The sequence below is a fragment of the Streptomyces sp. NPDC030165 genome (assembly GCF_055573595.1).
In genome coordinates, this window is sequence record NZ_JBVIBD010000035.1 from 48619 (window position 1) to 61195 (window position 12577).

Here is a 12577-nt window from a genome sequence, read left to right on the forward strand (position 1 = left end):
GGCTTCGTGATGGGCAACCTGCCGGGCCTCGGAACAGCTCCGGTCCGTCGGCCGGAGTTTCAGCTCGCGCTGGGATCCTTGCCCACCAGGCGGGAGAGCAGCTCGATGATCTGGGCGTTGCCGGCGCGTACCTCGTCGGTGAGGGCATCAATGCGGACGTTCATCGCGGTGAAGCCCTCGCGGACCTCTCGGCGCAGCGCCGCCTGGCCCTCGATGACCGCGGCGAAGTTTCCGCCGGACTGCACCTGCAGGGCTTCGACCCGGTCCTCAACGGCCACGGTACGGCGGCTGAGCGCCTCCAGCTCGTTGTGAGCGATGGGGTCCTCGGAAGCCATGTCAGTCCCTGGGTCGACGGGTGGTACGTGCACCGTGTGATTGTCCCAGAAGCAGCGGCACCGACGGAAGCGGGATCAGCCCGGCCACGCAATCCCAGCACCGCGGCTGGTCCATATCGGTTTCCCGGAACGGCTCCAAGATCTTCGGGGCTTGGTGTCCAACACCGACAACCTCGGACAGGCGCGAGGCCGGGTCCCCGGTCATGCCCCGGGCCACCTGGCCTCACGTCTTCCGGCAACCTGCGGCTCCCCGATGTCTTCTCCGGGCTACTGCACCCAGCTCGGCAGGGTCGGCTGGAAGAAGTAGCCGCCCTTCTTCGCGGTGGTGATGGCAGCGGCGGCCGGGCTGCCAGCACCGACCGGGATGTGCGGGTAGACGCAGTCGACCAAGTCGTACGACTGGTCATCGTCGCAGCCGGAGCCGACCACGGCGCAGACCGGACTGCTGTATCCGCCGGCCTCGGTCCACACCCCTGGCCAGTCGGGGTGCTGCTCGGTGACGTGCACGTCGCAGTGCTGGCACTGGATCTTTTGTTCACTGCCGGTCAGCTTCCCGGCCGGGCGGGCCTGAGCGGCATCGAGGACGTGGCCGACCCGCTGCAGGGACTCGTCCCCAAGGCGGGAGCGGTCGCACACCGGACCGAACTCGTTCTCCACGCTGACCAGCACTCCCGGCCAGTGCGGGTGCCGGTCGGTCACCGGCGCTCCACAGCCGGCGCACTCGCGGGCGGACAGGCCGTGCGCACGGAACAGGGCGAAGGTTTCCTCGGGCAGCACCATACAGATTTCGCCGGTGCCGTCGGCGAGCGGCGCCAGGTCGAACAGGGGCATCTCCTTCTCCGCCAGGCGCACGTCCTCCCACGTCTGCATCCCGGCCGCCGCCAGGTTCTGTGCCCAGCCGATGCGCGGCATGCTCGTCGTCGACGGCCGTTGCACGGTCTCCAGCCCCGGATGGCGCAGGTCCTTGGGCACGTACGCGGCCAGGGCACGGCGCAGCTGTTCTGCGGCCTGGATCTGGTCGCTGGCGTCCAGCCAACTCGTTTTCACCAGCTCCCGCAGGGACCCTCGCGGATACAGCGCTACCTCGTACCGCCACCCGTCCGGGCCGTGGCGCAGGCTGCGCTCGTATTCGCCGGAGTCGTCGAAGGAGAAGCACGACAGGGCCCCGCCAGCCGCCTCCGCCGCCGAGAGCGCGTCGGTGACCGACGCGTAGGTGTTGGTGAACTCCTCCCACGGCGACTCCAGGAGCCCACTGCCCAGTCCCATGGAGCCGGGAAGAAATGGCATCGGTAGTGCTGCGCTTTCGCAGGTGACGGCCCGCCATGCCGCCGAATGCTGCTGCTCCTCCTGGGCACGTCTGATCGTCCGCTTTTGCCGTGACTTCCTGCCCATGCCCACCACTCCACAGGATTACGTTCCGTTGTCGATTCATAAACGGAGGGCAATGGATAAGGTTACGCGGGATCAGGCCAGGTGATCTGGTGACGGAGGAAGCGTGTTGCCCTTCCATCTGGCCTTGTCGGCGTTCCAGCTCATCAGGAGCCGGGCGGGCAGTTCTCGTCGCTCAATGACGTGGACGGCTGCGGGGTTGATCCACACGCTTTGGGAATCGAGCCGCTCGATGAATCCGCGCCTATCGAGCCGGTCGATGGCTTCGAGGACCTCTTCGGATGTCAGGTAGTCGAGTGGCGTGAGAATGACGCCCAGAATCCAGTTTCTGATGTCCAACGGCCCCTCGGGCCGGGAATTCCCCGCCAGTTGCAGAGCCAGCCACGTCAGCGCAGCGGCCTCGTAGGGAGAGCGGGCCAGTTCCCGGCTCACGGCCCGGTGCATCGAAAGCACCAAGGTGTCAGAGGAGTGGGGATCCAGTTCCAGGAGGTTGCGGTCCTTTTCTGCGTCGGGCGGCAGGATCTGGCGCGGCGGCAGCGGTGCCAAGGCTTGCTCGGCATCGCGGATGCGGCCTCGGTGCAGCTGAGAGCGGCCGGCTCGGTCGGGCGTGCATTTGTGCCCTGGCATGGCGCGGCAGTCCGGGCAGGTGCGGGCGCGTGCCCGTTCCCGGATGGCAGGCAATACAGCTCGGCTCACACGTTCCTCATTTCCGTGGCCGCTCCGGTGGGATCGACCCCTTCTCACGTTCCGAGCGTTCTGCGTATGGGCGCCTGGTGGCGCAGGCGTGGCCGTGGCACGAGGGCCTGGTCATTCGGGCCGCGGGCCGAGGACGGCTTCGGCTCCCGGGATCAGCCACAGGCCGCTGAGACGGCTCTCGTCGTCCTCGCTTGCCGCTCTGGCAGCCCGTGGCTGATGTGCTGCTTGGGCTGGCATGTCGAGGCAAGCAGTGTCGGAAGAGCTGGAGCAAGGTGCTCTGAGGGACGTGCTGTGGTGCGGTGAGGCCGGGGCGCCTCGGGGAGGCGTGCCCGGCTGCTGGCCGATGCTCCGTCGGCGGGCCAGGCGGCGCTCGTAACTCGCGCCGGGCCGGATGCGGTACCACCGGTTTCCGTCCAGCCGGAGCCACCCGGTATCGGCGAGCTCGCGGGCGGCCCGCCACATCTGCGCCTCGTCCCAGGGAGCCTCGGGGTTTTCGAGACACTGGGAGGCGATCAGGTCTCTGATGCGAGGGCCGTGGCCGTGCCGGGTTACGTACTCGTCGACCCAACGCGCTACGGCGTATTCACGACCGCTCAAGTTGATGGGGGCAGGCATTGGGCTCCGCGAGGCCTGCGTGGCACGTACCGCGCCGGGTACGAACTCCCGGACGCGTTGGGAGACCAGGACGCTGACCGGGGCGCTGGGTCGGGCAGCTGGTTCGCATCGGGTCAGCCAGCCTGCACGGAGCAGCCGGCGCATGACCGGGACGGCCAAGGCGTGGGAGGTGTAGCAGCACAAGGCCGCCATCTCCCGGGGGCGGATCTGTCCGCGCCCGGTCTCCTTGCAGTTCGCGGTGATGTAGAAGGCCCCCAGCCGCACGCCCGCCGTCTGGCCCGCGAGCAGCGGGTGGACGAACAGGCGCTGAGCCCATCCGTTGCAGCGGGGCCGGGCGCTCGTGGGAAGCCCCATTCGGCTGGTGCCCTGGTCCAGGTCGGGGATGCGGCACTGGACGGCTCCAGGAGCGGGTCCGGGGCGGGCTGCCGACCGGATCTGGTCCAAGGATGCATCCAGCCAGCCGCTGCCGATGAGTTCGGTGAGTGCCGCGTCGGGAAGGTCCCACCGCTGCTCGCCCAGGTCCTCATAGGCCAGTATGAAGTGGCCACCCGGCCGGGCGCGCAGGGCACACATCAGTGCGGCGACGCGGGATTCGGGACTGGTGCCCACGCCCGCGTGGTCGAGGTACTCCAGGACATCCATGGCGTACTCGCCGAAGACGGCCGGTGTGCTTCCCCGCTGCGGGGCGCCAGCGAAGTTGTCTCCGGCGTCCTCCTCGGCGCCACTCTGGGGAGCGTGTGCGGCGGCCGCGCACACCGGGCAGTTGCGGGCACGCTCGCCGTCCGAGATCTTGGGCCGGGCGCTGGGGACGACCCGAGCCGGTTCTGCCGCGGCAGGCGGAGGGACAGCGGGCGGCGGGGTGCGGCCACCGCTCAGCACCTTGGCTCGGGGGATGGCCTCAGCGCATGCCGCGCAGGTCTCCGCGAGAATCCATACGCGGTCGAAGCGGTCGAAGATCAGCACGAGGGCCGTGGGGCCGCTGCACCGGGACAGGCGGCTGGACTCGTGCCAGGAGCACTGGTCCCAGCGGCAACGGCACCTGGCATCTGGCCGTGGCAGGCCCGTCTCGGCGATGTGCCGCCCCACATGTTCCCGCGCCCTGATCCGGGCCAGTGTCAGGTCTCGGAAACGTGTCGGGTCCGGTGGGCAGGAGCCGTTGCCCTTGCAGCTGATGACGACCACGCCCGCCGCAGGACGACCGTAGGGATCAAGACGCACGATCCATCGCCGCCCGGGCCCGCCCGTCGCTGTCGCCACTGCTTCGTCGCCTTTCGTACGTGTGCGCGGCGTACAGCATCGGGTCAGTGTCCCCCTGGCCCGGGGGACCACGCCGCCAGGCCGGCAGAGACCGTCCTTTTGAGCGATACGCCACGCGTTCGAAACCGGACGCACCCAGCGCCGACCGGATGAAACGGCAGAACCGCACGGTCGGCCAGCGAAGGCGCTGCCGAAGGTTTCGCGGCGTCTTTTGTCTATGTGCCCGATTTCGTGCAGAGGTGGCCTGCAGGGCAGGCCTCACAGCCTCGCTGGTCCGCCCATCCTGTCGCCTCGACCGCGGCGAACAGTTCCTTCGCGTGCTCGGTGCCGCCGACGCCGTCGAAGGCCCCGTACTCCTCCGGATCCGGGCGCTCCAGCTCCGCCTGCTTGGCTCGCATATACATCAGTGCCGAGAGCTCCTCGGCCGTAAGAGCCTCGGAGGCGCCTCGAGGAAGGCATACCCGAGGAAGGTTGGCGGCCGCTTCGTCACCGACGAACAGCCACTGATCGCCCGGGCGGTCGGGCCGCTTGGCGACGAAACGGATGAAAGGTTTGTCCTCGTACTCCTCCACGAGGAAGGCACCGTGGGCGTGCAGGCGATGCATGCTGTCCCGCATGGCATTGGAGTCGGCCCCCATGAATTCAGCGGCTTGCTGCAGGGGCAAGATGTGGCCCCCATCGGGTCCTTCCAGAACTCCGAGATGGCCGACGTCGATAGCGGAGTCGAGGACAATGGCAGCCATCGGCGCCTCGCCACCGTAGTGGGGTGCGATCACTACAAGTCTCTCCATAAAGTCGCGAGATTCCTCGTCCAGCCGCGGATCCACCCGCACGTGACTCAAATCCATGTCCGCCGGTACCCGAATCCACTCCGCGTACAGGTCCCCCGGCGGCTGCAACTGGTGCAGACTGTAGGACGCCGCCTGCCGCGGCCGACGCTGCTTGCCCGGCTTTCTCCGGCCCACCGTCTTCGCCTCCCGACGTCATCTGGTCTGCCCGCCCCAACGAAATGCCTGCACCCCGGGAACGCGAAAACCTGAACGCTTCCACCAGTCGGAGCATCAGCCTCAGCGTTACGGCGGAACGAGATGAAATGCGCGACTGCTTATGGAGCACCTTTCACCACGCCGGCCCGGGCGCTGATCTGCGAGATGGACGCGCCTCCGTACCCGCGCTCGATGATCACCGGCCGCGGTCAGGATGGTGCGCCGTGTGGCCACTGCCCGGTCCTGCACGTTTTCCCCTCCGTGTTGAGGCGGCCACCTTAGTTGAGCGGCAACGCCCGCCCCGGTACGCATGCCCCGGGCCCCGACGGAGGCCCGATGGGTGCGTCTGGCTACGGTGCCGGGGTGAAGGTCACCGTGGTCTTCGGGCAGCCGGCGGCGAGCTTGCGCAGCGCGGCGCGCTCGGCGGTGTCGGCGCTCAGGTTCCAGCGGAGCTTGGTGGAGACCCAGTCGCTGGTGTAGGTGCAGTACGCGGCCTTGGAGGGCGGGAGCCATTCGGCGGGGTCCTTGTCGCCCTTGGCGCGGTTCGGCCCGGAGCTGACCGCGACCAGGCCGCGCTCGGCGTCCAGGTCGTTGGCGTAGGCCTCGCGGCGTTTGGCCGGCCACTTCGACGCTCCCGAGTCCCACGCCTCAGCCAGCGGTACGACGTGGTCGATGTCCAGCTTCGATGGGTCGTTGACGGTCTTGCCGTCGTAGTACGACGTCCACCGGCCACCGGTGAGCTTGCAGCCATTGCCCTGGCGGGGCTTCTTCACCGCCTCCGACAGGAGGACCTCCTGGCGGGCGTCGCAGCCATTGTGGTCGGCGTCGACCCACAGTTTGAACGCATCGCGGGTGTAGCCGCGGCGGTTCTCGCGGGCGACCTTGAGCTGGTCGATGGCCTTGGCCAGCGCCAGCCCGCCCGGCGCCGACGGGGCCGGGGCCTGCTTCGGAGGCCTGGAGTCCGTACGGGGTGAACCGGCGGAGCAGGCCGCCACGGACAGCAGCAGAACAGGGCAGGCGAAGGCCGCGGCGCGGCGGAGGGGGTGCAAATTCGGCTCCCGGTCCAGGTGAAACTGAATCGACGTCAGGTGGTGAATCTACCCACCGGTGACACCGCGCCGAACCGCTGCCTGCGGGCGCACCGTGGCACTCGGCCCCCCTTCGAGAGCTGTCCGCGCCCGCCCGCCCTCAGCCGCTGGAAGAGAAGTGAGGCCACGCCGTCACCCGTGCGGGTCGTCGCGGGCCGATCCCGCCGTATGCCGGCTGGCGAGCCGGTATCCAGATTCGGTGATCAAGATGACTGCGCGCGCCCTCGCCGGCGCCGCCCTCGCCCTGCTGCCCCTGACCGCCGCCTCCCCGGCCCAGGCCGACGAGCACGACGCGCCCACCCGGTACGCGAGCCTGCACGACGGCATCGAAACGCTCCCGCTGTCCGCCGAGTCCCGCACCGGCTACCAGCGCACTTCGTTCAAGCACTGGGTCGACACCGACCACGACAGCTGCAACACCCGCGCCGAAGTGCTGATCGCCGAATCCCGGGAGCGTCCCGAGATCGGCCCGAAGTGCAAGATCCTCTCCGGTCGCTGGTTCTCGTACTACGACGGGGTGACCGTGACGGACCCCAAGGGCCTGGACATCGATCACATGGTGCCGCTCGCGGAGGCCTGGGACTCCGGGGCATCGCAGTGGACCGCGGCGCGCCGCGAAGCGTACGCCAACGATCTCGGCGCCGACCGGTCGCTGGTGGCGGTCACCGCGAAGACCAACCGGTCCAAGGCCGATCAGGACCCGTCGACCTGGCTCCCACCGCTGGCCGATGCCCGCTGTACGTACGCCGCCGACTGGGTCAGCACCAAGCTCCGATGGTCGCTGACCGTCGACCGTGCCGAGCGGGATGCCCTGCGCCGTCTGGCCGCGGGCTGCGGCCACACCCACGTCGAGTACCAGCGCGTGTAGGGGCGGTTGCCCCCGGCCGGCGGTCGCTGGCCGGGGAAGCGGTCCTTCGTGACGCGAAGGACCGCTTCCGGTACCGGGTCAGCTGACGAGTTCGGTCAGAAGCTGTGTCATATCCCCCGGCACCCACGTCTCCGGCCATCCTTGGCAAGAACGGACACAACGGCTGGCGAGGCTGGAGGCTGCACGTGGATGCCGAGGACCTAGAGATCACATCGACCAAGGGGCCGAGCTGCACCGGGGTTCGAGCCCTGGTCATGGAGCTGCTGGCAACTCACCCCCTCGTCACCCGCGTCGAAGAGATCCGCGAGTACCGGGGTGACGTCGGTCTGAAGGTGGAGATCGGCGGCCTGGACTTCGATGTCTGGGTGGAGCCTGCCTAGAGCTCGAAACGGGGATATGACACAGCTTCTCAGAAACTTTTCCGGGATCAGTACGGCGCCCTGCCTGCGGGTGTCGACCTCGGTGACGCAGTCGCCGAGTTGTGCGATCTGTGCGCGGCCGAGGCGGGCCAGGGCGGTCAGGTGGCGTACGGCACCGCGGGCGGCCCGCTCGCAGGTGCGGCCTGGTCTTCGGTGACGGCTTCCCGGGCCCGGCGGTCAGGATGCGGGCGGCGGCTCAGAAGTCCGGCCAGTCATCCGAGATCACGATGCGGGCGACATAGATGGTGGGGCCGTCCGCGCCCGGCTCGGTATCGCCGACGTGGTACTCGGCGAGACCGATGTCCCGGGCCAGTGGTGCCGAGTACCAGCCCGGCCGACCCGGGACGGGCTGGGCCAGGGGCGGTACGGGTGTGGCGCGCAGTTCGGCCAGCAGGTTGGCTGCCGCCGAGAACACGCTCGCCGACACGGCCGGGCCCAGCAGCGGCAGCACGGCGGGCGAGAGCCGGATACGGTCCTCGCCGTCCTCCTCTCCGGGGGCGGCAGTCTCATCGCTCACCGGTGCTCGCCTCGCGGTCGGCGGCGGCCTGGCGCAGCGCGGCGCCGGCCGCGCGGCCGGGGGCGGTGCCGGCCTCGACGGCCGTACGGACATCGTCCGGCAGCGGATCGGCGTACAGACGGGCCCGCAGCCACCAGCGGCGCAGCACGCCCAGCAGCTCGGTCTCATCGGCCTCGCCCATCTCACGGTAGAACTCCATACGGTCGGCCGGCGGCAGGGCCGCGGCCACCGCGTTCTGGGTACGGGGCAGCGGCGGCGGCCCTCCGTCGCCGTGGTGTACCGGCTGTGCACTCATGAACTCATCCTTCCGACGGTGTCGAGTTTGCCGTCCGGCGGCCGGGTTGCGCGAGCGGCGATGCAGGAAGCGGAAAGTTCACACGAGCCGAGGCTGACGGTGACCGCTCCGCTTTCACGGGAAACGCCCCGCTGGTCATCGGCGCGCGCCTCCGTCCGGGTGGAGCTTCGCTCGCCGCGGCATCCGTGCTGTGGGCGGGGCGTTGTGCGGACGTGAGCACTTGTACATGCGACTTCGGCTTTATCTCGGGGCCGGCGGGCGACGGTCCGGTCATGTTCGAGTTCGCGCATTGGGCCGAGGAATGGAGTGTCCCCGTGGCCCGCCTGCGGAAGGCGGTGGCCTGGCTCGTCGAGTACGAGTTCCTGGCGCTGGAGGGAGACGTGGGTGGCGTCGCCCGCTTGTGGGTGAATCCCTCGGTGGCCTTCGCGCCGTGGACGGACCCGCGTACCGTCGCGTTCCGGCACCGTTTCCCCTACATCACGACGGCAGAGCGGGGCATGGCCGCCGAGCAGCCAGTGATCATTGAGCCCTATGACGCGGCCGGGTGGGACGAGGTCTACCGGAGGCACCTGGACCTGATCGAGGATTCCTGCTGCTTCTTCTCCGCAGGCTGCCCGGTCCACGAGCGGTAGCCGCTGCCGTCCGGGGAAGCCAGCCGGGACCGGTGCGGCACTTTCTGCAGCACCGTTACGCAGTGGTTGATCGCAGCGGCGGTGGTCATCGTGTGGCACAGGCCGGGCAGCCGGTGTGGCCGGGGCAGTGGCGTCATGCCAGCACCACGACTGGCATTGTCAGGCGGAGCGGCCGCGGTAGCGGAACGTCTGTCCGAACGAGGGGCAGGCGTACGTAGCTGGATCGGACCTGCCGCCACCAGCAGCCCCTGATCGCGGAGGCCCTCCTCACGGGCGTCGCGGGCCGCGTTCTCGGCCCGGTTCGCCTCGGGCCGCAGGGCGGCTACACGCTCGGCCGACAACCCGGAGATGTCAGTGTGCCGATGGGCATCCGGGTGTAGGGCGGCCCCAGCCCCACACTGCTTCCGGAAACTCCTCGACGACATCCGCCAAGGCTTCCGCGAGCCCGATGATGCGCTCGTACGGTTTGCGTTCCTGGATCCAGCCGATGATGTGGGCTTCGTGCAGGCGCCAGCCCATCTTGGTGTCCGCCGCTGTCCGGATGACGTGCTCGGTGAGGATCAGACCGGCGAAGGCGGGGTCGGTTGAGCATGCGGTCATTCGGGGGCGGTGGGTGGGTGAGAGGTCTACGGGGGTGCCGGCTCGGGGTGGGAGGGGCGGTGCGGCCAGGCGGCGGACGAGGCTGGTTGGGGAGAGGACGGTGGCGGGCAGCGCGGTGGGCAGGGCCAGTACTGCCACGGAGTACATGCTGACGTCGGTGGCGTGCCGGCCGCCTTTGTGTACGGCGGCCAGGTGGAAGAGCGTTGCCGCGTAGCTCCTTATGTGTCCTTCGAGGATGTGCTTGACGTGGTTGCCGCGCGGGCCGAAGGGGTGGCCGGGGGCGCCGAAATGTTTCACCCAGTCGCGGGATTCTCGCTCGCGGTAATGCCAGTCGGGATCCTCGCGGTATCTGCGGAGGCTTTTTCGGAACCGCCACATTCTTGGCTGTCTCCTCACTCCTTGTATGCGCCGTCCGGGTCGGTCAGCTTGGAACGAGGCTTGTCGAACGGGCTGTCCGGGTGGTCGGCGGTACGGTCGGTCTCGTTGGCATTGGCATCTCCGTACACCACGCCGTTGGCGGCGGCTTCCCGGCCAGGGCCGAAGGTGGGCCCGGTCTCGGGGTCCCGGTGCCGCCCGCCGCCGCCAGGTCCGCCACGGTCGTACCAGGTATCGCCACCGTGCACCGCCGCGCCACCCGCCGCACCGCCAAGGGCGCTGGTGATCAGGTCGGGGATGATGCTGTCGCTCGTCTTGCCGCCCGCGTTCCCGTCGGCGATGTCGACCGCGTCGGCGGCCGTCTGGCCCGCCCCGCTGGTGACAGCGCCGGTGACCGCCCTGCCCGCGAGCCCTCTGCCTCCGACGACATCGCCCAGCGCACCGGGCAGCTTGGTGCCCAGTGCCCGGCCGCCCGCTCCCACCACGGTGCCCACCCCGCCGGCCACCGCCGCGTCCTGGAAGTCCTGGCCCCAGGTGATCTCCTGGCCGGTGAAAGCCTGGCCCAGCACGTTGCCCGTGAAGTTTCCCGCGGTGTTCGTCGCGAACTCCACGCCGAATTTCAGGAGCTTGCTGGACTGCATCACCCTTCGAAGAGCCTCCAGAGCCGACTCGACCTGCTTGAGGACCCTGCCGAGCCGTGCGACGACAACACCTGCCTCAGCGACTTCCGCTGCCGCGCTCCCGGCGGCCACCAGGTCGGAGAACCCTGCCGTGACGACGGTCAGACCGATGCCCACGGCCGCGGTGACGGCCAGTTCCTCAAGGACGTGCTCGATCTGCTTGTTGGTGTCCTCGATGTGGTTGGCCGCCTGCTCCAATTCCTTCGCCACCTGGTGGAAGTCGGGCAGTGCATGATCGATCTGCTCTTTCGTGTGTGTCCAGTGGGCGCGGAATCCTTCCGCCGCCTGGCCATCCCAGTCGGCTTTGTCCAGGTCTTCCACCTGGCGGTTCAAGTCGGCACCGACAGCCCGCAGATCCTGGGCCATTTCCCGCCACGCAGCGGCACATTTACGCAGTACCTCGGGATTGCCGCCGGGCTTGAGAATGTTGAAACTCTTTTCAATGTGCTGCTGTTCTTCGGCCACGGCCGTCACGCCCCCTGGAAGGCGGACGCGTGCCGCGCTTCGGCTTGCTCGTAAGCAGCCGCGGAGTGGTTGAGGCCGCCTGCGTATCCGGCAAGTTGCCGACGCAGCTGCTGCAGGCTGACGACCGTGGCCTGCGTCATTTCGACGTACTTCTGCAGCGCTTCGGTGGATTCACTGAGCACACCGAACGCATCATCCACGTTCTCCGCCTTGCCGGCGAAAAGCGTGAGCTGCTCTTCCAGTCGGGCACCTGTCCGCGTGAATGCCTCGGACAGGGACCGGAGTTTTTCCGGGTGTACGGCGAAGTGTTCTTTTGTCATGGTCGGCTCCCCGCGACGGACCTGATTACTTCAGGCATGCTAAGGGCGGCAGGTCGCCTGCGTGCCGGTGTACCCATCAAGATCGCGACAAGGCGGTTCAATTCTCGGAAAGCAGGTAGCAATGGGGCGGCAAACTGCGCCACCTTACTGAGAGGTGGCGCAGCCGGAGGCTCCGGAACGTTGGCCTTATAGGTGGCGTGGCGGTGCGACGTCGAGGGGCTGTTCGCCTTTGCGGCGTGGTGCGGTCACATCCGAGTAGTGCCGGTCGAAGGTGAGGATCAGGGGGCGGCGCAGGCGCCAGGCCAGGGCGGCGTTGACGGTGTCGGCCAGGCCGAGGGCGTGGCCCTCGTAGGTGGTCATTAGGGCTTCGGCTTCGGCGAGCAGGTCGCCGTCCACGTCGGCGATCTGTGTGCGGCCGAGGCGGGCCAGGGCGGTCAGATGGCGTACCGCGCCGAGCGCGGCCCGCTCGCTGGCCTGCCGGGTCAGCAGGTAGTCCAGTTCGGCCAGGCACAGCGGGGAGATGACCAGCGTGCGGGGCATGCCCAGCACTTCGCGGGCGGCGCGATGGTTACGGTCCCGAGCGTTGAACACCGCGAGCAGGACCGAGGTGTCGGCCACGGCGAACGCTGGCGGAGCGGTCACCGGTGTAGGTACGCGTGGGTGTGTTCGGACAGGTCCGGTGGGCCGTCGAACAGCACGGGCCAGTCGGGTACGGCCGGGTCGTCTCCGAGTGCCGTGTCGGGGACGACGACCTGGCCGGCGGCCCACTGGATGGTGACCGTCTCCGGGGACTGGCCGGTGACCGCTGCCAGCTGGCGCAGGTAGTCCGCGGTGGCGCCCGTGGCTGTGACGTGCGCGGTGATGCTGGGCCCGTCCTCGGGCGGCAGCTTCGGCGGCGGCTGGTCGCTCATCACAGCACCTCCTGACGTCGTCACCCGCTCCCCCATTACCTTCTTGGTGGCCCCGCAATGGGGCGCCCGGCCTCCGGAGTTGGCATGACTGTCTCCCCCTGTCGAACACATGGCCTGGGGGGGTGTCAC

17 protein-coding genes are annotated in these 12577 nt (G+C 69.0%); 3 read left to right on the plus strand and 14 right to left on the minus strand.

The window, feature by feature from the left end; translation table 11 throughout:
* Positions 1-59 precede the first annotated feature (59 nt).
* The 7 genes from ACZ4Z1_RS38825 to ACZ4Z1_RS38855 form a co-directional block, all read right to left on the minus strand.
* Positions 60-335, minus strand: a complete 276-nt coding sequence (locus ACZ4Z1_RS38825; protein ID WP_468491405.1) for a hypothetical protein — start codon at positions 333-335, stop codon at positions 60-62.
* A 267-nt stretch (positions 336-602) separates the two neighbouring features.
* Positions 603-1601, minus strand: coding sequence for a hypothetical protein (locus ACZ4Z1_RS38830; RefSeq protein WP_468491406.1), 999 nt, complete (start codon positions 1599-1601; stop codon positions 603-605).
* A gap of 198 nt (positions 1602-1799) precedes the next feature.
* Positions 1800-2420: a zinc finger domain-containing protein gene (locus ACZ4Z1_RS38835; RefSeq protein ID WP_468491407.1), complete on the minus strand. Its 621-nt coding sequence runs from the start codon at positions 2418-2420 to the stop codon at positions 1800-1802.
* Positions 2421-2531: 111 nt separating this feature from the next.
* The gene (locus ACZ4Z1_RS38840; RefSeq protein WP_468491408.1) at positions 2532-3998 is read right to left on the minus strand and encodes a hypothetical protein; all 1467 of its coding nucleotides are present in this window, start codon (positions 3996-3998) and stop codon (positions 2532-2534) included.
* 509 nt (positions 3999-4507) lie between these two features.
* A complete protein-coding gene (locus ACZ4Z1_RS38845; RefSeq protein ID WP_468491409.1) occupies positions 4508-5068 on the minus strand; it encodes a hypothetical protein in 561 nt (186 codons plus the stop codon).
* 329 nt (positions 5069-5397) lie between these two features.
* The gene (locus ACZ4Z1_RS38850) at positions 5398-5478 is read right to left on the minus strand and encodes a TetR family transcriptional regulator (RefSeq protein WP_468491420.1); all 81 of its coding nucleotides are present in this window, start codon (positions 5476-5478) and stop codon (positions 5398-5400) included.
* 150 nt (positions 5479-5628) lie between these two features.
* Positions 5629-6327 (minus strand): HNH endonuclease family protein, encoded by a 699-nt coding sequence (locus tag ACZ4Z1_RS38855; protein WP_468491410.1) that lies wholly within the window; start codon positions 6325-6327, stop codon positions 5629-5631.
* A gap of 238 nt (positions 6328-6565) precedes the next feature.
* On the opposite strand from ACZ4Z1_RS38855, the gene ACZ4Z1_RS38860 reads away from it, so the two are divergent.
* Together ACZ4Z1_RS38860 and ACZ4Z1_RS38865 are read left to right on the plus strand one after the other, a co-directional pair.
* Positions 6566-7234 carry an HNH endonuclease family protein gene (locus ACZ4Z1_RS38860; protein WP_468491411.1) on the plus strand — a complete coding sequence of 223 codons (669 nt, stop codon included), beginning with the start codon at positions 6566-6568 and terminating at the stop codon, positions 7232-7234.
* 185 nt (positions 7235-7419) lie between these two features.
* The gene (locus ACZ4Z1_RS38865) at positions 7420-7614 is read left to right on the plus strand and encodes a hypothetical protein (protein WP_468491412.1); all 195 of its coding nucleotides are present in this window, start codon (positions 7420-7422) and stop codon (positions 7612-7614) included.
* Between the two features lie 235 nt (positions 7615-7849).
* Here ACZ4Z1_RS38865 and ACZ4Z1_RS38870 read toward each other — a convergent pair whose 3' ends face one another.
* The gene (locus tag ACZ4Z1_RS38870) at positions 7850-8170 is read right to left on the minus strand and encodes a hypothetical protein (RefSeq protein WP_468491413.1); all 321 of its coding nucleotides are present in this window, start codon (positions 8168-8170) and stop codon (positions 7850-7852) included.
* Positions 8160-8465, minus strand: coding sequence for a hypothetical protein (locus tag ACZ4Z1_RS38875; protein WP_398486898.1), 306 nt, complete (start codon positions 8463-8465; stop codon positions 8160-8162). Before ACZ4Z1_RS38875 ends, ACZ4Z1_RS38870 begins: the two co-directional genes overlap by 11 nt.
* A 272-nt stretch (positions 8466-8737) precedes the next feature.
* On the opposite strand from ACZ4Z1_RS38875, the gene ACZ4Z1_RS38880 reads away from it, so the two are divergent.
* Positions 8738-9097 carry a hypothetical protein gene (locus ACZ4Z1_RS38880; protein WP_468491414.1) on the plus strand — a complete coding sequence of 120 codons (360 nt, stop codon included), beginning with the start codon at positions 8738-8740 and terminating at the stop codon, positions 9095-9097.
* A 351-nt stretch (positions 9098-9448) separates the two neighbouring features.
* Here the strand turns inward: ACZ4Z1_RS38880 and ACZ4Z1_RS38885 are convergent, their stop codons facing one another.
* The 5 genes from ACZ4Z1_RS38885 to ACZ4Z1_RS38905 form a co-directional block, all read right to left on the minus strand.
* On the minus strand, positions 9449-9994 hold the full coding sequence (locus ACZ4Z1_RS38885) for a hypothetical protein (protein ID WP_468491415.1): 546 nt from the start codon (positions 9992-9994) through the stop codon (positions 9449-9451).
* 95 nt (positions 9995-10089) lie between these two features.
* Positions 10090-11217, minus strand: coding sequence for a WXG100 family type VII secretion target (locus ACZ4Z1_RS38890; protein ID WP_468491416.1), 1128 nt, complete (start codon positions 11215-11217; stop codon positions 10090-10092).
* Positions 11218-11222: 5 nt separating this feature from the next.
* The gene (locus ACZ4Z1_RS38895) at positions 11223-11537 is read right to left on the minus strand and encodes a type VII secretion target (RefSeq protein WP_468491417.1); all 315 of its coding nucleotides are present in this window, start codon (positions 11535-11537) and stop codon (positions 11223-11225) included.
* Positions 11538-11723: 186 nt separating this feature from the next.
* Positions 11724-12179 carry a type II toxin-antitoxin system VapC family toxin gene (locus tag ACZ4Z1_RS38900; protein WP_468491418.1) on the minus strand — a complete coding sequence of 152 codons (456 nt, stop codon included), beginning with the start codon at positions 12177-12179 and terminating at the stop codon, positions 11724-11726.
* Entirely contained in the window at positions 12176-12448 is a 273-nt protein-coding gene (locus ACZ4Z1_RS38905; RefSeq protein ID WP_468491419.1) for a hypothetical protein, read from the minus strand. The genes ACZ4Z1_RS38900 and ACZ4Z1_RS38905 overlap by 4 nt, the downstream gene beginning before the upstream one ends.
* Positions 12449-12577 lie beyond the last annotated feature (129 nt).